The sequence below is a fragment of the Micromonospora sp. BQ11 genome (assembly GCF_052068135.1).
GTDB lineage: Bacteria > Actinomycetota > Actinomycetes > Mycobacteriales > Micromonosporaceae > Micromonospora.
In genome coordinates, this window is the sequence record NZ_JBQHDB010000001.1 from 409,924 (window position 1) to 430,682 (window position 20,759).

Genomic DNA, 20,759 nt, shown 5'->3' on the forward strand with positions numbered 1-20,759 from the left:
GCGTGGGAGAATCACCGGAGGTCCCGCCGCCGCGACCGGCTCTGGCCGGATGGTGCCCGGCGTCCGGTCGTCCGGCCGGTGCCTGCGGGTCCGATTTCGCCACCGCTGTCGAGATCGCACAGGAGCCTGTGATGGACGCCGTGTTCTCCGTACCCGAGCCGCGCAACGAGCCGGTACGCAACTACGAGCCGGGGAGCGCCGACCGGGAGCGGCTCCAGCGGCGGCTGACCGAGCTGGCCGCCGAGCGCATCGACCTGCCGATGACCATCGCGGGTGAGCAGCGGATGGCCGGCGGCGCGTCGATCGACGTGGTGCAGCCGCACAAGCACGCCCACGTGCTCGGGGTCACCGCCCACGCCACCCACGACGACGCCCGGGCCGCGGTCAAGGCCGCCAAGGACGCCGCGCCGATGTGGCGGGCCCTGCCCTTCGAGGAGCGCGCCGCGATCTTCCTGCGCGCCGCCGAGCTGCTCGCCGGTCCCTGGCGGGACACCCTGAACGCCGCCACGATGCTGGGCCAGTCGAAGACCGCGATCCAGGCCGAGATCGACTCGGCCTGCGAGTTCATCGACTTCCTCCGGTTCAACGTGTTCTTCGCCCGGAAGCTGCTGGAGGAGCAGCCGCAGTCGTCCCCGGGCGTGTGGAACCGCTTCGACCACCGCCCGCTCGAGGGCTTCGTCTACGCGGTCACGCCATTCAACTTCACCGCCATCGCCGGCAACCTGCCCTCGGCGCCGGCCCTGCTGGGCAACACGGTGGTCTGGAAGCCGGGCCCGACGCAGCAGTTCGCGGCGCACTTCACCATGCGGCTCTTCGAGGCGGCCGGCCTGCCCCCCGGTGTGATCAACATGGTCACCGGCCGGGGCGAGGAGGCCTCCGACGTCGTGCTCGCCGACCCGGACCTGGCCGGCATCCACTTCACCGGCTCCACCAAGGTCTTCCAGCACCTGTGGAAGACCGTCGGCGACAACATCTCCCGCTACCGTGGCTACCCCCGCCTGGTGGGCGAGACCGGTGGCAAGGACTTCGTGGTCGCGCACGGCAGCGCCGACGTCGACGCGCTGCACACCGCCCTCATCCGGGGCGCCTTCGAGTACCAGGGGCAGAAGTGCTCGGCGGCCTCCCGGGCGTACATCCCGCGGTCGCTCTGGGAGGGCGGCCTGCGCGACCGGATGGCGGCCACCGCGGAGGCCCTCACCTACGGTGACGTCACCGACTTCGGCAACTTCGGCGGCGCCGTGATCGACGACAAGGCCTTCTCCCGGCACACCGCCGCGCTGGAGCTGATCAACGACGACGACGCCTGCCGGGTGATCGCCGGCGGCACCGCCGACGACTCGGTCGGGTACTTCGTCCGGCCCACCGTGTTCGAGTGCACCGACGCCGCGCACGAGACCTTCACCACCGAGTACTTCGGCCCCATCCTCGGGGTGCACGTCTTCGACGACGGCCGGTTCGACGAGGCGGTCGCCCAGGCCGAGTCGATCGCGCCGTACGCGCTGACCGGGTCGATCTTCGCCAACGACCGTCGGGTGGTCGAGGCGGTGGCCGAGAAGATGCGGTACGCGGCCGGCAACTTCTACATCAACGACAAGCCGACCGGCGCGGTGGTCGGGCAGCAGCCGTTCGGCGGTGCCCGGGCCAGCGGCACCAACGACAAGGCCGGCTCCTGGCACAACCTGGTGCGGTGGATGTCGCCGCGGACGATCAAGGAGACGTTCGTCCCGCCGACCGACCACACGTACCCGCACATGGGCTGAGGCCCGCCGCGACGGCCCCCCGGCAGCGACCGGGGGGCCGTCGCGCGTCCACGGTGCTCCCCGCCGGACGGCGGCCCGGGGCCCCGCCGGACCGGCGCCCGCGCTCCCCGCCGGACTGTCGCCCGCCGACAGTGCACATAGGAACCCCTACCGGGTGGCGAAACCGGCAAATCCTGGACGCCGGGTCGGCAAAGTGGCAGCGTGAGGGGCATGGCGGATTCCGGAGTCAACCCCACGGCGGCGGCCCTGCTCGGGCTGCTCCACGAGGGTCCCATGACAGGCGGCCAGTTGATGGCCGCCGCCGAGCGACGGCTGGCGCCGTACTGGTCGATGACCCGTAGTCAGGTCTACCGCGAGCTTCCGGTGCTCGCGGAGAAGGGGCTCGTCCGCCTGGGCAAGCCCGGCCCGCGCTCCAGTCAGCCGTACGCGCTGACCGCGTCCGGGAAGCGGACCTTCTCCCGGTGGCTGGCGGAGGACCCGGGACGGGACACGATCCGCAACCCGATCGCCCTCCGGATCGCCTTCGGCAACCTGCACTCGGCCAGCCAGCTCAAGAACCTCCAGGCGGCGGCGAACGAGTACCACACCGAGGCGCTCGCCCGGGTCCGGGAGCAGGTCAAGAGCGCCAAGAAGGAAGGCGACCCGTACGACGCCAGCGCGCTGGAGTTCGCCGTCGCCTATCACAAGGCCGCTCTGACGTGGCTGAAGTCCGCTCCCGTCGGGTGACGCAGTACCCTTGTCTGTCGTGACCGCTGCCGATTACGCCGAACAGCTCAAGGACCTCGACGCCACCCTCCGGAACATCGAGGCGGTGCTGGACCTCGACCGCCTGCGCGAGGAGAAGGCCCGCCTGGAGCAGGCGGCGTCCGCCCCCGACCTGTGGGACGACCAGGCCAGGGCGCAGGAGGTCACCTCCCAGCTGTCGTACGTCAACGGCGAGATCAGCAAGCTGGGCAGCCTCCGTTCCCGCCTGGACGACGCCCAGGTGCTGCTGGAACTGGCCGAGGCGGAGTCCGACCCGGGCGTGCTGACCGAGGTCGAGTCGGAGATCACCGGGCTGACCAAGGCCATCGAGGAGATGGAGGTCCGCACTCTCCTCTCCGGCGAGTACGACTCCCGCGAGGCCCTGGTGGCCATCCGCGCGGGCGCGGGCGGCGTGGACGCGGCCGACTTCGCCGAGATGCTGCTGCGGATGTACCTGCGCTGGGCCGAGCGGCACGGCTACCCGACCGAGGTCTACGAGACCTCGTACGCCGAGGAGGCGGGCCTGAAGTCGGCCACCTTCGCGGTCAAGGTGCCCTACGCCTACGGCACGCTCAGCGTGGAGTCGGGCACCCACCGGCTGGTCCGGATCAGCCCGTTCGACAACCAGGGCCGCCGGCAGACCAGCTTCGCCGGTGTCGAGGTGCTGCCCGTGGTCGAGCAGACCGACAGCATCGAGATCCCCGAGAACGAGATGCGGATCGACGTCTACCGTTCCTCCGGTCCGGGTGGACAGAGCGTCAACACGACCGACTCCGCCGTCCGGCTCACCCACATCCCGACCGGCATCGTGGTCACCTGCCAGAACGAGAAGTCCCAGCTGCAGAACAAGGCGTCCGCGCTGCGGGTGCTCCAGGCCCGGCTGCTGGAGCGCAAGCGGCAGGAGGAACAGGCCAAGATGGCCGGGCTCAAGACCGACGCCGCCGGCTCGTGGGGCGACCAGATGCGCTCGTACGTCCTGCACCCGTATCAGATGGTGAAGGATCTGCGAACCGAGCAGGAGACGGGCAATCCGTCCTCGGTCTTCGACGGCGAACTGGACAGCTTCATCGAGGCCGGCATCCGCTGGCGCAAGCAGCAGCAGCTCGCCGGCGACAGCGCGTGACGACCCCGAGGCGGAGCGCGTCATCGATCTTCTCTTTTCCCTGTGAATCGATGACGCGACCCGTATCCGAGGGGCGTGGCGCTTGGCTCCCCGGTTACACCACGTAGACTCACCTCCCGTGATTCAGCTTGAGCAAGTGACGAAGACGTACCCGAAGGCGTCCCGGCCTTCGCTCGACAACGTGTCCGTCTCGATCGAGAAGGGCGAGTTCGTCTTCTTCATCGGTCCATCCGGCTCCGGCAAGTCCACGATCATCAAACTGTTGCTGCACGAGGTCACGCCCAACAAGGGCCGGGTCATCGTCAACAGCAAGGACGTCACGTCGATGCGTTCCTGGAAGCGACCGCACTTCCGGCGCTCGATCGGCTGCGTCTTCCAGGACTTCCGGCTGCTGCCGAACCGCACCGCGTACGAGAACGTGGCGTTCGCCCTCGAGGTGATCGGCAAGACCAAGGCGGTCGCCCGCCGGGTCGTGCCCGAGGTGCTGGAGCTGGTGGGACTCGGTGGCAAGGAGCACCGTTACCCGCACGAACTCTCCGGTGGTGAGCAGCAGCGGGTGGCCGTCGCCCGAGCGTTCGTCAACCGTCCGCTGATCCTGCTCGCGGACGAGCCGACGGGAAACCTCGACCCCGACACCTCGATCGAGATCATGCGTCTGCTGGACCGGATCAACCGCACCGGCACGACCGTCGTGATGGTCACGCACGACTCCAACATCGTGAACCAGATGCGCCGGCGGGTGGTCGAGATCGAGAGCGGCCGCATCGTGCGCGACCAGGCCCGCGGCGTCTACGGGTGAGCCGGCTTCCCACCCCTGCGCAGCCTGACGACGAACACTTCATGCCGGAGACCCGGAGGAATCCCCGATGCGCGTGAAATACGTCCTGTCCGAGGTACTGGTTGGACTGTGGCGCAACGTGACCATGACCATCGCGATGATCATCACGATGGCGGTCTCGCTGACCATGCTCGGTGCCAGCGGTCTGATCTACACCAAGGTCGCCGACATGAAGCAGCTGTACTTCGAGAAGATCGAAGTCTCGATCTTCATGGAGAAGGAGTTCACCGAGCAGCAGAGGCCCGAGATGGAGGCCAAGCTGGACGGCGACCCCCTCATCCGAGACTGGCAGTACATCGACAAGGACCAGGCGTACAAGCGCTTCCAGGAGATGTTCCGGGACTCGCCGGACCTGCTGAGCGTGGTCAAGGCGGAGCAGCTGCCCGCCTCGTACCGGCTCAAGCTGGTCAACCCCGAGGAGTACAAGGCGATCTCCGAGCAGTACTCGACGGTCGAGGGGGTGGACCAGGTCGTCGACCAGAGCCGGGTACTGGACAAGATCTTCAACCTCTTCACCGCCGGGCAGAACATCGCTCTGGTCGCCGCGATCGCGATGGCGATCGCCGCCCTGCTGCTGGTCGCCAACACCATCCAGGTCGCCGCGTACAGCAAGCGGCGTGAGGTGGCGGTCATGAAGCTGGTCGGCGCGTCGAACTGGTTCATCCAGGCCCCGTTCGTGCTGGAGGCGGTGGTGGCCGGCCTGATCGGATCGGTTGTCGGTCTCATCGCCCTGATCGGGTTGAAGCAGTTCCTCTTCGACGGCGCGCTGAGCACGCTGCAGGGCCTCTTCGCGCCGGTCACCTGGGGCGAGGTCTTCCTGACCTTCCCGGTGATGGCCGGCGTCGGTGGCCTGATCAGCGCCGTCACCGCCTGGGTCACCCTCCGGTTCTACCTGCGGGTCTAGCGCCCTCTCGCATCGGCGGCCATCGCGCGTCCACCGGGGGCTCCTCCGGGCATCCGGGACGCGAGGTGGCCGCCGTCGTGTGTCGCCCCTCCAGGTGCCGGGTGGGCCTCCCGCCAGGAATAAACAGCACGGAAGGGTCCTTGTCGTTCGGGTAGCATGATCTCCGCTCTCCGGCGGGTCACTCCGGACCGGAGGCAACCAGGAGAGGGGGTGGCGCCGATGCCACGGGAAAAGGGACGCAAGGTCGTCGCCTCCAACAGGAAGGCCCGGCACGACTACTCGATCCTCGACACGTACGAGGCGGGGATGGCGTTGACCGGCACCGAGGTCAAGTCCCTGCGCGCGGGCCGGGCGTCGCTGGTCGACGCGTTCGCCCAGGAGCGCAACGGGGAGCTCTACCTGCACGGCATGCACATCCCGGAGTACACCCAGGGCACCTGGACCAACCACGAGCCCCGGCGTACCCGCAAGCTGCTGCTCAACCGGTTGGAGATCGACCGCTTGATCGGCAAGACCCGGGAGGGCGGCCTGACCATGGTCCCGTTGCAGGTCTACTTCTCGGACGGCTGGGCGAAGGTCGAGATCGCCCTGGCGAAGGGCAAGAAGTCGTACGACAAGCGGCAGGACCTCGCCAAGCGGGACGCGGACCGGGAGATCGCCCGGGTCAGCGGCCGGCGTGGCAAGGGCATGAATGAGTGACATGTCTGCTTTGTCCCGGCCGGCGCGCCAGTCGGGACCTCGGGATGAAACCCGTTGCGGCAGGCGTTACGCTTGACGGAGCCGCCCACCGGGTGGCCACGTCGAGGGGGTGACTGGTTTCGACTTCGTACGTTGCGGCAGGGGAAGCGAGCCGAGGAAGCCGACGTCGTCTCGTGAATCGGTCGTCGGAAACCAATAAGCGCCAAGAACAATCGCGCTGACTTCGCTCTCGCCGCCTGAGGCGAGTAGCTGAGTCTGTCGGCCTGGGAACGCCTTCGTCCCAGTCAGCCGGCATCAGCTAGAAGGCTGGCCAATCGGACCCGGTCGCGGGGTCCGTGCGGCGAGATCAATCAGCGACTGGGCCCGTCACACCAACTCGCTCGCGTGATTGGTGGGGCCGAGTAGAGGCACAGCGAGCTGCGCTCGGAGAAGCCCTGACAAACCGGCGAAGGACCCGGGTTCGATTCCCGGCACCTCCACCACCTCGAACTGTGCGCCCCGGTCCATCTGGACCGGGGCGCACAGTCATGTCCACCCCCGATCGGGGCCGGCGGGAACCGGTGGGGTGGCTGGGCCGTCTGAGGGACATGCGTAGAGCGGGAGTGCTGCTGAGCCTGTCCCTGGTGGTGGCCGCCGGATGTGCGCCCGCCGGCTCCGATCCGGTCGCGCCGCCCGTCGGTACCGAACCGGCCGCCTCCGGTGCGCCGGTCCGCTGGCCGGCGTTCGAGAAGCGGGCCGCCGAGGTCGCCGGGGCGTGGCGACCGGTGCCGGCGTGGCGCACGGGCTACGTGCCGTTGCAGGTGGACACCATGCTGGTCGGCGACCCCGGCTTCTCCGAAGACACGAAGACGGCCTTCGGCGCCGGTTGGTACCGGGACCAGATCGCGCTGCCCGCCACGGTGCCGGCGAACGGCACCGTCCGCTTCCCGGACGGCACGTTGACCGTCCCGCTGGTCAGCGCTGCGGAGGCGTACCGGCAACTCGACCAGGGCGACCCGCCACCGTGCGACGGACGACCGAAGGCACCGAACACCCCGCCGGCCGGGGCGACCGGCGGCCCGGACGACGCGGTGAACTCTCCGGAGACCGCCTGCGTCCCGCTGACGGTGACGGCCGTGAAGCTGGGCACCGTGTCGCTGCGGACCAGCCGTGGGCAGGCGGACGTACCGGCCTGGCTCTTCACCGTCGAGGAGTTGACGGCGCCGGTGGCCCGCGTCGCCGTGGCACCCGAGGCGGTCACCGCGGTCCCGGAGCCGACGGCGCCGGCCGAATCCGTGCCGCCGGAGCTGGTCGGAGCCAACGGCCTCCTGGCGGTGGACGACGCAAAGCTGACCTGGCAGATCGGTGTCGGCGAGTGCGACACCGGGATCACCCCGCTGGTGCGGGAGGACGAGCGTGTCGTGGTCGTCGGCGGCGGAGTCGTGCGGTCCACCGGGATCTGCCGGGAGTCGCTCCGGCTGGTACCGGTCACGGCCACGCTGGACGCGCCCCTGGGGGGCCGTCCCGTGCTCGACGCGCTCACCGGCCGGCCGCTGCTGCTCGGTGCTTCCTGACGGGCCGGACCGGCGGTGCCGGTGCCGTCAGAGCAGGTCCGGGATGTCGGTACGGATCGGCACCGGCAGCACCGTCGGCCGGTCCGCCCGCAGGCCCGTCGCCAGGGCCGCGCCGAACTGGTCGGGCGTCTCGACCACCTCGGCGGCGCAGCCGTAGCCACGGGCGAGCGCCGTGAGGTCCATGCCGGGCAGGTCCAGGCCGGGCACCCCGGGAGTCTCCTTGAACTCGGCGAACGACTTGAGGATCGCGTACTGCTGGTTGACCGGGACCACCACGACCAGCGGCAGACGCAGCCGTGCCGCCGTCCACAGCGCCTGGACGGAGTAGTGGAACGAGCCGTCGCCGATCAGCGCGACCACCGGCCGGTGCCGACCGGTGTCCCGCTGCGCGAGCGCGATGCCGACCGCCGCCGGCAGGCCGTAGCCGAGGCCGCCGCTGGCCATGGTGAAGTACGAGCCGGGCCGGGTGATCGGCAGCCGCCGGCGCAGCGCCGACAGGTTCGACGGTGACTCCTGCACCAGGACCCCGTCGGGCGGCCAGTGCCGGGCCAGCGCGGCGAAGAGCGCGTCCGCACTGAGCGGTGAGCCGTCCTCCGGCGGTGCGGGAGCGGGCCGCGCCGGTGGCGGTGGACGGTTCGCGCCCGGGATCAGGTCGAGCAGGTCCGCCAGGGTGAGCCCGGCGTCGCCGAGCAGGCTGTTGCCCACCGGCGCCCGTGCCGCCTCCTCCGGGTCGTCGGTGACGTGCAGCAGGCGTACCCCGTCGGGCAGGTGGTCACCGGGGACGTGCGGGTAGTAGCGGAACACCGGCGCGCCCACCACCAGCACCGTGTCGTGCCCGCGCAGCTTCTCGGCCAGCGGCGCGATCGCGTACGGCAGCACGCCCTGGAAGTGCGGATGGTCCTCGGGGAACGGCGTCCGCTCCGGCGCGGGAGCGGTCCACACCGCTGCGCCGAGCCGCTCGGCCAGGGCCACCGCCGCCGGCCAGGCGCCGGCCCGGTCCACCGACGCCCCCAGCACCAGCACCGGTGACCGGCTGGCCGCCAGCACCGCGGCGAACTCACCCAGCCGGTACGGATCCGGGGCGATCCGGGTGGACACCGTCCGCACCGGCGGGGGAGGGTCGGCGGGCTGCGCCCAGTCGTCCAGCGGCAGCGACAGGAAGACCGGCCCGGCCGGCGGCTGCACGGCGGTGGCGTACGCCCGCATGATCGCCGCCGGGACGTCCTGCGCACGAGCCGGCTCGTGGCTCCACTTCACGTACGGCTGGGGCAGCTCCGTCGCGCGGCGGCTGGTCAGCCGGGGCTCGACGAGCAGCATCTCCCGGGTCTGCTGCCCTGCGGTGACGACCAGCGGGGCCCGGTTGTGCCAGGCGGTCACGAGATTGCCCATGGCGTTGCCGGTGCCCGGCGCGGTGTGCAGGTTCACGTGCGCGGGGCGACCGGTGACCTGTGCGTACCCGTCGGCCATCCCCACCGCCGACGCCTCGTGCAGCGCGTGCACATAGTGGAAGTCCTCGGGGAAGGCGGCGAGGAACGGTTCCTCGGTGGAGCCGGGGTTGCCGAAGACGGTGGTCATGCCCAGGGCGCGCAGCAGGTCGTACGTGGTGTCGCGGACGGTGGTCATCGTCTTCAGACGTTATCGCCGCTCAGCCGTCCCCCTCGGCGTTTCCGCGCACCCGCTGTTGGGCTCAGGGCAGCGCGAAGGGCAGTGTGATCCCGTCCAGTGCGCGCCCGCAGTCGCAGTCGCGTTCGGCCGGCAGGGCGGCCACGGCCTCCAGCAGCAGGCCGCGCAGCCGGTCGGTGTTCTCCCCGAAGACCCGGAACACCTCCTCCTGGGTCACCGAGCCACCACCGGCCACACCGGCGTCGTGGTCGGTCACCAGCGCGATGGAGGAGTAGCAGAGGGCCAGCTCCCGGGCGAGCACGGCCTCCGGGTGCCCGGTCATGTTGACCACCGTGCCGCCGATCGAGGCGAACCAGCGCGACTCGGCGCGGGTGGAGAAGCGCGGGCCCTCCACCACCACGACCGTGCCGCCGTCGACCGCCGCGACGTCCTGCCGGGCCGCCGCGTCGAGCAGCGTACGGCGGCCGATCGGGCAGTACGGGTCGGCGAAGGACACGTGCACCGCGCCCCGGTCGTAGTAGGTCTGCGCCCGGCCGCTGGTGCGGTCGACGAGCTGGTCGGGCACCACGAACGTTCCCGGACCCAGCTCGGGGCGCAGGCCGCCGACCGCGCACGGGGCGAGCACCTGGCGTACGCCGAGAGACCGCAGCGCCCACAGGTTGGCCCGGTACGGGATCAGGTGCGGCGGGTACCGGTGGTCGCGGCCGTGCCGGGGCAGGAACGCCACCCGACGACCGTCGACGTCGACGATCGTGACGGCGTCGGAGGGCGGCCCGTACGGCGTCTCCACCTCGTGCTCGGTGGCGCCGTCGAGGAGGGCGTAGAGGCCCGATCCCCCGATCACCGCCAGTTCCGCCGTTGGACTCACGTGGTCCTCCCTGTTCCTGTCGATCACCCGACGGTCAGACCTTAGCCACGGGCGCAGGTGCAGGCTATGGTGCCAGGCATGGCGTTGACAGCACGGATGGCACCGGCGCCCCGGTGCGTCCCGGTGGGGCCGGTCTGACGGTGTCCGGCATGCAGGGAGAGGGGCGGGCGATCGGCGGGCGGGCGATGGAGTCGATGACAGGGCGACTCCTGGTCGCGTCGCCGGCGCTGAAGGACCCGAACTTCGACCGTACGGTGGTGCTGCTGGTCGCGCACGAGCCCGGCGGGGCTCTCGGCGTGGTCCTCAACCGCGCCACCGAGGTCCCGGTCGCGGACGTGCTGGGCGACTGGAGCGAGCTCGCACGTCACCCGGCGGTCCTGTTCGAGGGCGGTCCGGTGCAGCCGGACTCGGCGATCTGCCTGGCCCGGATGCGGCACCCGGTGCAGCGCGTCAGGGGCTTCCACCAGGTCTCCGGGGCCGTTGGCACGCTGGACCTGTCGGGCGACCCGGAGCGGCTGCGGGAGAACCTGGGGGCCATCCGGGTGTTCGCCGGTTACTCCGGCTGGGGCGCCGGCCAGGTCGAGCAGGAGATCGAGGACGGTTCCTGGTTCGTGCTGGACGCCCTGCCCGGTGACGCCTTCGTCGACCGGCCCGACGACCTGTGGCCGATGGTGCTGCGCCGGCAGGGCGGGATGATGGCGGCGGTCGCTCATTTCCCCTCCGACGTGGCCCTGAACTGACCCCGTGGGCCGGGGGACCCCGCGAGATGACCATGCCGAACGGCGTGTGTATAGTTCTTCCCGTGCCCGGGCGACCGGGCCGAGGCAAGGGGCCGTGGCGCAGCTGGTAGCGCACCACACTGGCAGTGTGGGGGTCAGGGGTTCGAGTCCCCTCGGCTCCACCCTTGGAGCAGCAGGTCAACGGCCTGGTCGAGCGATCATCGACCAGGCCGTTGATTCTTTTCCCGGCCCGGCGTCTCACCGTTTCTCACATCTACTTCGCGTGTCACATCCTGATGCGTGATGCCGTTCCCTGTCGGCTTCTGTTCCGGCGTTCCGTAGGCCGCCGTCAGGAGGCCGCCGGCGGCCCGCAGAGCTTCGTCCTGTGAGTGCACGTAGGTCTTCATCGTGAAGGCGACGTTGGCGTGCCCGAGCCAAGCAGAGATCACCGCAGCAGGCACACCCCGGAGGTGCATCAGCGTCCCGCAGGTGTGTCGGGTGTCGTGCAGCCGAATCCTTGGGAGACCGGCCCGGGCCACAAGCACATCGAACCGGTCGGAGTACGACTCCGGGTGCACCTCCTCGCCGGCCGGGTCGACGAAGACGTGGCTCTCCCGGCAGGTCGAGCAGGTCGACCGGTAGTCACGTCCGGCGGCGGACATCTCCTGCGCTCGGCGGACCTTCAGCCGCCGTAGCGCGGCCACGAGCGTGTCGTCCAGGGGGAGGGTGCGCCTCGAGCGCTCCGACTTCGGCGTGCTCTCTACTACTTCCCCGTCGATGATGATCCGGGTCACTCGGACCGTGAGGGTCCTGGCCTCCAGGTCGACGTCCCGCCAGCGCAGCCCGAGCACTTCGCCCCGGCGTAGGCCGTAGAGGCTCAGGCACCACGCCGCGTACAGCCGGTCCTCCGCCACGTAGGCCAGGAAGGCGCTGGCCTCCTCGGCCGTCCAGGTCGACATCTCCTTCTGTGCCGTGGTCCCAGGGCGGTCCACCAGACGTGCCACATTGCGTACCACCAGGCCCTGCTTCACGGCGTCATCGAGCGACTGCGCCAGGACGCTCAGAGCGAGCGTGACGGTCGCCGGAGCAAGCGGGCGCCCTCTGACGCCGACCCGCCGGCCCGACTCGAGCATCCAGGTGACGAGCTCGTCGACCTGCGCCTTGGTGATCTTCTGCAGGGGCACCTGGCCCAGCTGCTCGATCACCGGCTTCAGCGCGTTGGCGTAGTTCGACCGGGTCGACTTCTGCAGCTTGCGACGGCCGGCGAGCCACTCGTTGAGGTGCTCGGCCAAGGTCTTCGTCGTGGCTGCGACGTAGGTTCCCTTCGCCAGCTCCGCAAGGATCTTTGCCCGCTCGTCGCGAGCCTCCTTGAGGGTGTCGTAGGTGTACGTCCGCTGATCGCGTCGGCCGTCCGGCTTGCGGCCGACGTCAATGACGAACCGGTAGCGCGTCCGCCCGTTGCGTAACGTGATCTTCTTGATCGGCTCTGACCTTCTCACGTTGCCTTCCTGCTCTCTTCGGTCGTTGGTGCCCTGTCCGACGGGATGCGGTACCGAAAAATGGTACCTAAAAATGGTGCCGTTTACGCCGACTTGGTGTGGTGCGTGGAGGGTGGTGCGTGGAGGGTGGGCTGCAGTGTGGGACGCTCGTGAGGCGTTGCCGCTGTTCCCATTGGCTGGAGGAGTCGAGGTATGCCGCGACGGCGTCCTGTCGCCGAGAACCTGCCGCCCCTGCCTGAGCGAGAGAAGCGGGATCAGCAGGCCAAGATCAGGCTGACCAGGTCCGAAGTGGAGAGTTTGGTGACTCTTCGACCTGACCTCACGGCGTCAGGAATCCTCGCGTTGCTGGTGGATGACGTTTTGGCAGGGCGGTACCGCCCGGGATGGGCTGTGCCGCAGGAGTCAGGGCAGACCGACTGATCAACCGTCCGTCCGGTCGGATGAGTCCTCCTGACTGGTGCCGTGCCGGTCGATGCCGACCAGCCTCAGCAGGTCTGCGGTGCGTACGCGGTAGGACGTCCCGATCCGAAGCACCTGACACGGAAACACGTCCTGCTTCGCGAGCTCGTAGGCCTTCGTCCGCCCGACGCCCAGGGCGCGAGCAGCGGTGGACAGGTCAACAATCGCGGGGAGTCGCAGCAGTTCCTCGTGGGTCAGCGAGCTGGTGATCATCTTGCCCAGTCCTCCGGGGTGAGGGGAGTGGACGCCGAGGCGACCGGCTGTCGAGGCACCAATTGGCATGCCCTGACACGACGATGCCGGCCGACCATTTCCGGGCGCGCTACCGCCGAAGTGGTAGCGGCCAACCAGCAGCACCGGTAGCGCTGGGGCCCCGCTCGGAGGAGCCCATCCCGCTGCTCTGCAAGACTGCATCGATGTTGATCCTGCCGGACACGCCCTGCGCGCTGGTGCTCCGTACCGATTTCTCCGACGAGGGAGCCTGGGACGCGGTGTGTGCGGCGAGTATCGCGCCCTCGGTCGATGGATTCGCGGCGAGCCTGTCCTTCGTCAGCGACTCAGCGTTCGCTGATCTGTCCCCTGAACAGGTGGCGGCGCTCCCGATGGTGACCTACCGCAGCGTCCTGTTCCTCGTTGACAACGTCACGATCACCGATCCGGGAACGCCGCTTGTCGCGCTGGATCTGCTCCACGAGCCGGGTCGCTGGTTCCGAGTTGTACCGGCGGAGATGTGGAGCGTCGAGAACAACCTCTCGATCGCCAACATGGACTTTTTCGAGTTCGTGGACGCGGCGGACCCGGACGGGGTGTTCCGAGGCTTCCCGAAGTAGGCGTCGGGCTACCAGGCAGCGGCTTCCGAGATGATGTCCGCGGCGTTGCCGAAGAATCCGACCGGGCCGCTACCGGATAGGTCCTTCAGGCTGCGGGACCGTCATCCAGTCGACGCGTCTCTCGATGCCGGCGGCGCGCTTCGGCGTCAGAGCCAAGCCGAACCGGCCGGCCGATCGTCGCGGGCGACTGCCCACGGCGGCGGTCCGTCGCGACGTGCTGGTGCTGCTGGACACGCATTGGGTGCTGACGACCGGCCAGTTGGCCGGCGATCAGCGCCCCGATCAGGACTGTTGCGGCACCGGCTCGACCGGCCGCGCGGCGCCGGGCTCGTCGATGGGGTGTGTATCCAGACGGGAGCCCAGATCCACGCCGACGCACTGGCGGCTACGTCCGGCCTGTGTCCGCTTGGTGGCTGGCATCGCCGCTGGCGCCGGGTGACAGGCCCCCACTGCTGATGGTCGCTAGCCTTCCTGCGGCCCGAAAATCTCATCTACGAACAACTCTGAAGGAAGGTCAGACAACGCCCGGACCCGCACCTGACGACCGTCGAGCCCGCGGAGCCGCATCTTCAACTCGAACACGTGCGTCATCTGCTGAAGGATCGCGAGCGGGTCAACATTGTGAACGAGGAACTCCGTTACCTCAATCTCAGCATCATCATCGGACTTGACCTTCTCCCACACATCAACGGGCGTGGCGACCACCCGTAGGTCGTACCCATGCTCACCGCCACCGATGCTGAACCCGACCACCTGCCACTGGTCACCGTCGAGGCCAACCGTCCGCGCCAGCCCCTCCCACGGAACCGTCATGCGCTCGTCTAGCTGCGCCGTGCCCTTCCAGTCGGGGTAGGTCACGCTCGCCTCGCCCCAGGTTTCTCCGTCCATGCCTTCTCCATTCTCGATCTGTCGCCTCAGGTGCGAGCGTATGGCAGCGCGCTGTCTGCTGTCGCAGGCCTTCCGTCGCGCTGGGTTTGACGCCTCTTCAACCGGCTCGCCGGTGCCGACCTGACGGAGCAGATTCGAAGGTCGACTTCTACGCGGATCGGCGGCGCCGCCGCCACCACCGCTGGCGCTTTGGTGCCGGCGGCTGGTCGCGGCGCTGCCGTACAGCCTGGGTCAGGGCGCCGACCGCCTCTTCGAGCGCGGTGTCGGCGGCCAGCCGGCGGGCGGCTGCGGCCTTCGGCCGGTACAGGCTGTCCGCCGCGTACGCGCCCATCGCCTCCATCGCGACGACGCCGAGGTCCGCCGCGGCGGCGGTGACGGCTTCATCAGGTAGCAGCACCGCCCGGCTGACCGCCGTCGTGAGTCGCTGGACCGGGACGCCGAGCACCGTCTCCGCCGCCACCTTCGACTGTTCGTGGAAGGCCTCCGCCACACGGCTGGCCATCGCCGCGCCGTACGCCAGGCCCGAGCTGTGTCGGCCGGCCTGGTACTCGACGAAGGCGCGACCGAGCGCCATCAGGCGTGGCGGCCACGAGTTCCACTGCGGCTGCTGCGTCGCCATCACCACGCGAAGATCGAAGACAGCAGCGATCAACTCGCCGATCACCATATCGATCTTGTCGTCCACGGCGGCGTGGTCGGCCCGATCTTGCTGCCGTCGGCTACTTCGCTGATTCCACCAGATACCGGCCAGCGTGAGCACACCACCGACGAGCGGACCAACAAGCACCGTGAGGACTTCTCGCATGGCGTTGACCCTGGTCCGTTCACCGGTGGCCGGCCAGCAACGCCACCCCGACGAACGTACGGAGATCACCGGCCGTACCTCGCACCGCCGGGCACCAACGACTCGCCAACTGGCAGGGTTGCGTATTCATCTGATGCGAGTGCTTGTCAAGTTGACTCCGCCTCGTAGTCGACTTGAAAGCATCTGGACCAGAATTGGCAGCGGGGTCTCTTGTCGTACCCACGGTGGATGATCACTGCATGACTGAAATACACCATGTTTGGTTGCGTCGGGACGAGTCCCAGCAGCAGCCGGTCGGGGCGGTACGCGCCGATACCATTACGTCGTTCAGCGCTGGTCCGGCCCTCGGCGGCGAGGAGTTGCGGGCGATCCGCGTGACCGCGGGCGCGGAGAACGCGGTCGTCGGCACTTGCCTGACCGCGTACGTGGACCGCGCGATCACCGGTCTGCTGGCCATTCTCGAAGCGACGAAGGACTTCGACAGCCGCTTCGTCGTCATCGAGGCGATCCCGGTCAACGAGCAGGACGGTCCGGATCAGAATTTCTGGTCGGTCTACGACAATGAGTGGCCACCAGCCGAGAAGGTGGTGCCGGCCGCCCGCCCCGGCGCCTGACCGCGCCGTTGGTTTGGATGGGGACCGCGCGACGTGTGCGTGCGGTCCCCATCGCCACAGCACCGGGTCTCCTGCTCAGCCGGAGGCTGCGGACCAGCGGTCCGAAGGGTAGGCCTGGCCGCGGCGGCGTTCGTTTAAGTCTGTTGCGGAGCAGGCGCAGCGCTGTGATGAGCACGGGTCTGACGCCGTGCGGATGAGGCAGTCGAGGCGAAGCCGGCTATCGCAGGATGACGCTGCCGTCAGCGGAGAGGCGGAGCCTCGGTGCGGCTGCCGTCGGCTCTAACGACCGTGACTGTTCCGCCCTCTTTGCCCGCATTAGATTGTAGGTGGCGCATCAGTTCACGCAGCTCTTCGTTGGACGGCTTCTCCTCGTAAATCAACACCGTCTGCGCGCCGTTCGGATGCTCGAGATTGATGCGGTGAGCCCACCTGCTGGGCACATTGTCGAGGTGGTACGCCGGGTCGGGGTGGCTGTTGTTGTAGGCGGTCGCGTTGAACGTCGTCACATGGGCAGGGTACGGCCCAGGCGAACAGCGGTCTCGATTCGTACGGCGGCATCCGCGCAAGGCACGACCGAGCATTGCCGTGCGGTCGGCGAGCTGATCGGTTTGCCCGGAAGAGTTGGTCCGGACACCGGAGTGACTCCCGGAAGGTAGGTCCGGACACCGAAGGGTTCGCGTGGACAGGACAACAGGCGACCGGGATATGGCGTCCGACGCAGTAGCACCGGTTGGAGCAAGATATGGCCATTGCTTATCGATCTGCGACCGGGCGCGGTCGCAGATCGGCAATGGAGGCGAGGCCGTGCCCGCCGCGCCGGCCCGTGTCGGCGTACGGGTGCACGTGAGCAGGTTGGTCCGCACGAACGGTGCCAGCCTCCTACCCACCCAGCCTCAACCTGACGCGCCGTGAAGGCAGCTGGACTACCCCTTCTACCGCGCCGCTTCCGCTCCTCGCCGCTGCGCGGCTGCGGTGCGGGTCGGCTTGGTCTCGAATCACTACCGCAGCGCTCGCCGGGACCCGCATCGACGCCGGCGCGTCGGGTAAGCGCCAGCTTGGACTTCCCGGGCCACGACAGCAGGCCCCGCCTCGCTGGTCCACGTCGAGGTCTTCCTGACCCGAGGGGCCTGGGCGGGTACGGCGGACAGACCGCGTTCAGGCGCACGCGGTTGGGCACTCGAATCCGTACGCCGACAGCCCGGCCGGTGCTGGTAGCCCTGGATGCTCACGTCGCCGGCAACGCTTAGCGTGCACTGTGGCGGCGATGGACAGCGATCAGCCCGCCCGCAAGCTGCGACACCGTGCCCACCATCGGCCGGCCCGCCCGCACGCGGTTTTGCTCCGGCTCTCCGATGAGGAGAAGGCCGCGATCGATTCGGCGGCCGCGGCTGCGCAGCTGACTCCAACGGGCTATGCGGCGAAGGCCGCCGTCGCCGCCGCGTCCGCCGGCCAGGCGCCCAGTGGCGTGAACGATGACCTGCGCGACCTGCAACACGAGCTGTTCGCCGCCCGCCGCGCCGTGGCGATGTTCGGCAACAACGTCAATCAGGCAGCTGCGGCGTTCAACGCCACCGGCCGGCTGCCCGATTGGACCGCTGAGTCCGTCCGGCTGTGTGTGGCCGCGGTCGCCCGGCTCGACGAGGTGATCTCCCTGATTGACCGGAGGCTGCGGTGATCACGCGGGTGCACCGGCGCGGGTCGCGGGTCGGCGGGCTGTTGCGCTACCTGTGGGGTCCGGGCAAGGCGGAGGAACACGCCAACCCTCACTTGGTGGCGGCCTGGGACGGCGCGGGTCCTCTAACGGACCTGGAGCCCAAGGCCACCGCCAGCGGCAGGCGGGACCTTCGCGCTTTGACTGCATTGCTGGAGCAACCGGTCCGCGCGGGCTACCGGCCGCCGAACAAGTTCGTCTGGCACGCCAGCATGCGACTCGCGCCCGAGGACCGGCGCCGCACCATCAGCGACTCAACCTGGGCGAGCATGGCGGTGCAGATGCTCACCGAGGTCGGCGTCGCCACCACCGCCACCGATGCAGGCCTGCGGTGGATTGCCATGCGGCACGCCGACGACCACGTGCACATCGTCGCCACGCTGGTGCGCGAGGACGGGCGAACCAACTGGATGCGAAACGACTACCCGCGCTGCGTCAAGGCCACCTACAACGTCGCTCGCCGCTACAACCTGCACCGCCGGGTGCCGCCGGCTGACCGGACCGTCCACCGCCGCCCCCATCCGGTCGAGGTCAGCAAGGCCCGTCGCGTTGGCCGCGCTCAGACGCCCCGGGATGAGCTGCGCCGGCGCGTACGCAGGGCCGTGGCCGCGGCTGGCTCGGAGGAGGAGTTCTTCGCCCGGCTACGCGAGGCAGGGGTGCTGATCCGGCTTCGGCACAGCAGCAACGACCCGAAGATGATCACCGGGTACGCCGTGGCCCTTCCCGGCGCCCGGACCGCCGATGGACATCCGGTGTACTTCGGCGGGGGCCGGTTGGCGCCCGACATGACCCTGCCGAAGCTGCGGCTGCGGTGGGGCAACTCGACACCGCTGCCGGTAGCGCCGACGGTCGGCCGGGCCGAGCGCATCGAGGCGATGCGCCAGGCCGCCACGGTGGCCACTGCGGCCGCAGACGACATCCGCCGTGACGCCCGTAGCGAATCCGGACGGGCGCAGGCCACCGCGGTCGCCGCAGCGGACCTGCTCACCAGCTTGGCCTACGCAATGGAGGGTAACCGGCGCGGGCCGCTGCACCGGGCCGCCGAGGTCTTCGATCGGGCGGCCCGCGATCTTTACGGGCGGGTTCGTCGGTCCACCAGCCGCTCGCAGGAGATGCGCGCCATGTCGAGGCTGGTAGCGCTCATGGGCCGCATCTCCGGCGACGACGACGCGATCGCCGCGCTCGCGCTGGTGATGAACCTGGCCCGCTTGGCTGATGCTCTCGAGCAGCTGCAGCATGCCCAGCAGCGTCTCCACCAAGCCGAGGCGGCCCGAGCCGCAGCCGACGCGCTGCGGCTGGTAGCGGGCGGCCGGCAACCGGCGGTATCGGCACCGCTAACTCCCACGCCGATACCCGAACCGACAGTGGGAGACGGCCGGCGTGCTGGGCGCGGCCGCTGAGCAGGCAAGGGAGGTGCACGTGCCGCACCCGCAGCAACACGAAGACCCGATGGCCGAGACTCGTCAGCAGCTCCTGCAAGGGCTGGCGACGATGGCGACCGTCGGCGAGGCCGGTGCCCGCTGGGCCGCCGTCGGTATCCAGAACAGGGCCGCCGAACGGGAACGCCAAGCCCAAGGTGATCAGGCGGCCGCGGCGGCTCGACGGGAAGCCGACCGGCTGGCAGCCGAGGTACGCGGCGACCGCGAACGGATGGCAGCGTCGCTGGACGGTGACTGGCTCGTCAACAAGGCCACCTTCGCCGAGGCCGCCGCCACCTGGCGAACCGCGACGGTCTACGCCAGCAGCGACCCAGTAGCCCGGCGGGCAGCAGAGTTCGCCGAGCAACGACTTCGTCAGTTCCGCCCGGACCTGATGGCCGCCTACGAGCGCCATAGAGAGGCCGGCACGCCGATCCCTGAGGCCATGCGTGCCGCCGCCCGGGAGGTGTGGGAGCGCGATGCCCGGGCCGGCCACCGCCACCACGGCGCTCGCGCTCACGGCGGCACACCCGACCGGGCGGGGATTAGCCAGGACGGGCCAGCCGCGCTGCCACCGGGTGGCCGTGCGCTGGTCGACGACTTCGACGCCGCTGTCCGCCAGGAGGCTGTGAAACTGGCCGAGCACGTACGGCCCGAAGCTCTCGACGAGCTACAGCGCCAGTGGCGTGCCACCGGCAAACTCCCCGCGGGCGAACCCGTGCAGCTCCTTCGTGACCTCGCGGCGGAGATGAACCAGGCGATCCAGGCCGGCGACGCTGGCGGACGCTCGGTCGAAGGAATCCGATTCGCACAGAGTCACGTGGAGGAGGTCTTGGCCCGTAATCTGCAAGGCCTGGCTGCTGCTGAGCGAGGTGAGGGAGTCCGGGAGGGCGGGACGCTGGACGATCCTCGCACCGTGGCCGACGAGCACACGGTCGGGCAGGTGGCGAGCGTGGTGCACGACGATGGTGCTGATTACACCGACGCCACCGCGGCCGCCGTCCACCACGCTGACAAGCTCGCGACGCCCGCGTGGGTGCAGGCCTTCCCGAAGCTTCGCGTAGCCCAGGTCGACGCGGCGCTTGCCGCCAAGCAACCTGCGGCAGCGACCGCAGTGCCGATGCGCGGACGATCGCGATGACCGCCACCACGTCCCCGCAGGCCCGCAACGACGCGGCTACCCGACTCGATGAGCTCGCTGCGGAGGTGGCGAGACTGACGGCACAGGTCGTCGACCTCCAGCAGGCCCATGCCGAACGCGTCCACGCTGGTGATGGAGAGGATCAGCCGCCGCTGTACTCGACGGTCGAGGAGTGGGTGACCACGTACCTGCTGCCGACCTTCCCTCGCCCGGTCGGCGAAGTCGGCATGACCCGGTGGCACTGGTGCGAGCAATGGTGGCGCCACGACGAAGCGGTCACCCGGCTGACCGCCCTCTGGTACGGCTGGGAGCAGGCCCGGCTAGAGATGACCGGGATGCTGCCCTGGCTGCGAGAGCTCGACCACCAGCTGCCCACCCTGTACGGCGACGACGGACCATTCCGCGATTGTGCTGCTAGCAGTGACGTCGGCGGGAAGCGGCACCGCTCACTACCAGAGATGCCGACCGAGCCCGCGCCAGAAGACTGGTGGAACTGGTGGGCCTGACGAGGCGAGGACCCGAGGTACAAGCCGGCGGCCGGACCGCTGTTACCCAGCTGTCCG

At 69.6% G+C, this 20,759-nt stretch carries 21 protein-coding genes, 1 tRNA gene and 1 other RNA gene; 16 read left to right on the forward strand and 7 right to left on the reverse strand.

Translation table 11 applies throughout. The annotated features are described in order from the left end of the window. Window positions 1-131 precede the first annotated feature (131 nt). The 8 genes from pruA to ACTMSW_RS02035 all read left to right on the forward strand — a co-directional run bounded on the left by pruA (window position 132) and on the right by ACTMSW_RS02035 (window position 7,621). The gene (gene pruA / locus ACTMSW_RS02000) at window positions 132-1,760 is read left to right on the forward strand and encodes an L-glutamate gamma-semialdehyde dehydrogenase (protein WP_441178675.1); all 1,629 of its coding nucleotides are present in this window, start codon (window positions 132-134) and stop codon (window positions 1,758-1,760) included. A 210-nt stretch (window positions 1,761-1,970) separates the two neighbouring features. After that, window positions 1,971-2,486 carry a PadR family transcriptional regulator gene (locus tag ACTMSW_RS02005; RefSeq protein WP_357029711.1) on the forward strand — a complete coding sequence of 172 codons (516 nt, stop codon included), beginning with the start codon at window positions 1,971-1,973 and terminating at the stop codon, window positions 2,484-2,486. Window positions 2,487-2,505: 19 nt separating this feature from the next. Then, window positions 2,506-3,627: a peptide chain release factor 2 gene (gene prfB, locus ACTMSW_RS02010; RefSeq protein WP_441178676.1), complete on the forward strand. Its 1,122-nt coding sequence runs from the start codon at window positions 2,506-2,508 to the stop codon at window positions 3,625-3,627. A gap of 118 nt (window positions 3,628-3,745) precedes the next feature. Further along, the gene (ftsE, locus tag ACTMSW_RS02015) at window positions 3,746-4,426 is read left to right on the forward strand and encodes a cell division ATP-binding protein FtsE (protein WP_043962078.1); all 681 of its coding nucleotides are present in this window, start codon (window positions 3,746-3,748) and stop codon (window positions 4,424-4,426) included. 67 nt (window positions 4,427-4,493) lie between these two features. Then, window positions 4,494-5,369: a permease-like cell division protein FtsX gene (gene ftsX / locus ACTMSW_RS02020; protein WP_441178677.1), complete on the forward strand. Its 876-nt coding sequence runs from the start codon at window positions 4,494-4,496 to the stop codon at window positions 5,367-5,369. Between the two features lie 219 nt (window positions 5,370-5,588). After that, window positions 5,589-6,068, forward strand: a complete 480-nt coding sequence (gene smpB, locus ACTMSW_RS02025; RefSeq protein WP_441178678.1) for an SsrA-binding protein SmpB — start codon at window positions 5,589-5,591, stop codon at window positions 6,066-6,068. A gap of 105 nt (window positions 6,069-6,173) precedes the next feature. Then, window positions 6,174-6,550, forward strand: a transfer-messenger RNA (tmRNA) gene (ssrA, locus tag ACTMSW_RS02030). A 105-nt stretch (window positions 6,551-6,655) separates the two neighbouring features. Continuing rightward, complete coding sequence (locus tag ACTMSW_RS02035) at window positions 6,656-7,621, forward strand: hypothetical protein (protein WP_441178679.1); 966 nt, start codon at window positions 6,656-6,658, stop codon at window positions 7,619-7,621. A gap of 27 nt (window positions 7,622-7,648) precedes the next feature. Here ACTMSW_RS02035 and mdlC read toward each other — a convergent pair whose 3' ends face one another. Together mdlC and ACTMSW_RS02045 are read right to left on the reverse strand one after the other, a co-directional pair. Continuing rightward, a complete protein-coding gene (gene mdlC, locus ACTMSW_RS02040; RefSeq protein ID WP_441178680.1) occupies window positions 7,649-9,244 on the reverse strand; it encodes a benzoylformate decarboxylase in 1,596 nt (531 codons plus the stop codon). 64 nt (window positions 9,245-9,308) lie between these two features. Further along, window positions 9,309-10,112 (reverse strand): S-methyl-5'-thioadenosine phosphorylase, encoded by an 804-nt coding sequence (locus ACTMSW_RS02045; protein ID WP_441178681.1) that lies wholly within the window; start codon window positions 10,110-10,112, stop codon window positions 9,309-9,311. Window positions 10,113-10,261: 149 nt separating this feature from the next. Between ACTMSW_RS02045 and ACTMSW_RS02050 the strand changes: the two genes are divergently transcribed. Next, a complete protein-coding gene (locus ACTMSW_RS02050) occupies window positions 10,262-10,852 on the forward strand; it encodes a YqgE/AlgH family protein (protein WP_441178682.1) in 591 nt (196 codons plus the stop codon). A gap of 88 nt (window positions 10,853-10,940) precedes the next feature. Beyond that, window positions 10,941-11,013, forward strand: a tRNA-Ala gene (locus ACTMSW_RS02055). Window positions 11,014-11,049: 36 nt separating this feature from the next. Here ACTMSW_RS02055 and ACTMSW_RS02060 read toward each other — a convergent pair. Together ACTMSW_RS02060 and ACTMSW_RS02065 are read right to left on the reverse strand one after the other, a co-directional pair. Next, complete coding sequence (locus ACTMSW_RS02060; protein ID WP_441178683.1) at window positions 11,050-12,330, reverse strand: site-specific integrase; 1,281 nt, start codon at window positions 12,328-12,330, stop codon at window positions 11,050-11,052. Window positions 12,331-12,750: 420 nt separating this feature from the next. Then, window positions 12,751-13,002 (reverse strand): helix-turn-helix domain-containing protein, encoded by a 252-nt coding sequence (locus ACTMSW_RS02065; RefSeq protein WP_441178684.1) that lies wholly within the window; start codon window positions 13,000-13,002, stop codon window positions 12,751-12,753. 203 nt (window positions 13,003-13,205) lie between these two features. On the opposite strand from ACTMSW_RS02065, the gene ACTMSW_RS02070 reads away from it, so the two are divergent. Continuing rightward, on the forward strand, window positions 13,206-13,619 hold the full coding sequence (locus ACTMSW_RS02070; protein ID WP_441178685.1) for a DUF6924 domain-containing protein: 414 nt from the start codon (window positions 13,206-13,208) through the stop codon (window positions 13,617-13,619). Between the two features lie 462 nt (window positions 13,620-14,081). Here ACTMSW_RS02070 and ACTMSW_RS02075 read toward each other — a convergent pair whose 3' ends face one another. Together ACTMSW_RS02075 and ACTMSW_RS02080 are read right to left on the reverse strand one after the other, a co-directional pair. Continuing rightward, complete coding sequence (locus ACTMSW_RS02075; RefSeq protein ID WP_441178686.1) at window positions 14,082-14,507, reverse strand: hypothetical protein; 426 nt, start codon at window positions 14,505-14,507, stop codon at window positions 14,082-14,084. Between the two features lie 148 nt (window positions 14,508-14,655). Beyond that, window positions 14,656-15,312, reverse strand: coding sequence for a hypothetical protein (locus tag ACTMSW_RS02080; RefSeq protein ID WP_441178687.1), 657 nt, complete (start codon window positions 15,310-15,312; stop codon window positions 14,656-14,658). 239 nt (window positions 15,313-15,551) lie between these two features. On the opposite strand from ACTMSW_RS02080, the gene ACTMSW_RS02085 reads away from it, so the two are divergent. Further along, window positions 15,552-15,926 (forward strand): hypothetical protein, encoded by a 375-nt coding sequence (locus ACTMSW_RS02085; protein ID WP_441178688.1) that lies wholly within the window; start codon window positions 15,552-15,554, stop codon window positions 15,924-15,926. A 239-nt stretch (window positions 15,927-16,165) separates the two neighbouring features. On the opposite strand, the gene ACTMSW_RS02090 is transcribed toward ACTMSW_RS02085, so the two are convergent. Then, entirely contained in the window at window positions 16,166-16,432 is a 267-nt protein-coding gene (locus tag ACTMSW_RS02090) for a hypothetical protein (protein WP_441178689.1), read from the reverse strand. Window positions 16,433-17,190: 758 nt separating this feature from the next. Here ACTMSW_RS02090 and ACTMSW_RS02095 point away from each other — a divergent pair. From ACTMSW_RS02095 to ACTMSW_RS02110, 4 genes are read left to right on the forward strand one after another with little or no spacing between them, the layout of a single operon-like run. Next, the gene (locus ACTMSW_RS02095; RefSeq protein WP_441178690.1) at window positions 17,191-17,601 is read left to right on the forward strand and encodes a hypothetical protein; all 411 of its coding nucleotides are present in this window, start codon (window positions 17,191-17,193) and stop codon (window positions 17,599-17,601) included. Continuing rightward, window positions 17,598-19,037 carry a relaxase gene (locus ACTMSW_RS02100; protein WP_441178691.1) on the forward strand — a complete coding sequence of 480 codons (1,440 nt, stop codon included), beginning with the start codon at window positions 17,598-17,600 and terminating at the stop codon, window positions 19,035-19,037. The genes ACTMSW_RS02095 and ACTMSW_RS02100 overlap by 4 nt, the downstream gene beginning before the upstream one ends. A 19-nt stretch (window positions 19,038-19,056) precedes the next feature. Then, window positions 19,057-20,196 (forward strand): hypothetical protein, encoded by a 1,140-nt coding sequence (locus ACTMSW_RS02105; protein WP_441178692.1) that lies wholly within the window; start codon window positions 19,057-19,059, stop codon window positions 20,194-20,196. Then, the gene (locus tag ACTMSW_RS02110) at window positions 20,193-20,702 is read left to right on the forward strand and encodes a DUF4913 domain-containing protein (RefSeq protein ID WP_441178693.1); all 510 of its coding nucleotides are present in this window, start codon (window positions 20,193-20,195) and stop codon (window positions 20,700-20,702) included. The genes ACTMSW_RS02105 and ACTMSW_RS02110 overlap by 4 nt, the downstream gene beginning before the upstream one ends. Window positions 20,703-20,759 lie beyond the last annotated feature (57 nt).

Excerpts from the sequence above, each read along its gene's own strand:
- pruA (WP_441178675.1), top strand. The coding sequence starts at position 132 with ATGGACGCCGTGTTCTCCGTACCCGAGCCGCGCAACGAGCCGGTACGC.
- ACTMSW_RS02005 (WP_357029711.1), top strand. The coding sequence starts at position 1,971 with ATGGCGGATTCCGGAGTCAACCCCACGGCGGCGGCCCTGCTCGGGCTG.
- ftsX (WP_441178677.1), top strand. The coding sequence starts at position 4,494 with ATGCGCGTGAAATACGTCCTGTCCGAGGTACTGGTTGGACTGTGGCGC.
- smpB (WP_441178678.1), top strand. The coding sequence starts at position 5,589 with ATGCCACGGGAAAAGGGACGCAAGGTCGTCGCCTCCAACAGGAAGGCC.
- ACTMSW_RS02035 (WP_441178679.1), top strand. The coding sequence starts at position 6,656 with ATGCGTAGAGCGGGAGTGCTGCTGAGCCTGTCCCTGGTGGTGGCCGCC.
- mdlC (WP_441178680.1), bottom strand. The coding sequence starts at position 9,244 with ATGACCACCGTCCGCGACACCACGTACGACCTGCTGCGCGCCCTGGGC.
- ACTMSW_RS02050 (WP_441178682.1), top strand. The coding sequence starts at position 10,262 with ATGCAGGGAGAGGGGCGGGCGATCGGCGGGCGGGCGATGGAGTCGATG.
- ACTMSW_RS02065 (WP_441178684.1), bottom strand. The coding sequence starts at position 13,002 with ATGATCACCAGCTCGCTGACCCACGAGGAACTGCTGCGACTCCCCGCG.
- ACTMSW_RS02070 (WP_441178685.1), top strand. The coding sequence starts at position 13,206 with ATGTTGATCCTGCCGGACACGCCCTGCGCGCTGGTGCTCCGTACCGAT.
- ACTMSW_RS02075 (WP_441178686.1), bottom strand. The coding sequence starts at position 14,507 with ATGGACGGAGAAACCTGGGGCGAGGCGAGCGTGACCTACCCCGACTGG.
- ACTMSW_RS02080 (WP_441178687.1), bottom strand. The coding sequence starts at position 15,312 with ATGCGAGAAGTCCTCACGGTGCTTGTTGGTCCGCTCGTCGGTGGTGTG.
- ACTMSW_RS02085 (WP_441178688.1), top strand. The coding sequence starts at position 15,552 with ATGACTGAAATACACCATGTTTGGTTGCGTCGGGACGAGTCCCAGCAG.
- ACTMSW_RS02095 (WP_441178690.1), top strand. The coding sequence starts at position 17,191 with ATGGACAGCGATCAGCCCGCCCGCAAGCTGCGACACCGTGCCCACCAT.
- ACTMSW_RS02110 (WP_441178693.1), top strand. The coding sequence starts at position 20,193 with ATGACCGCCACCACGTCCCCGCAGGCCCGCAACGACGCGGCTACCCGA.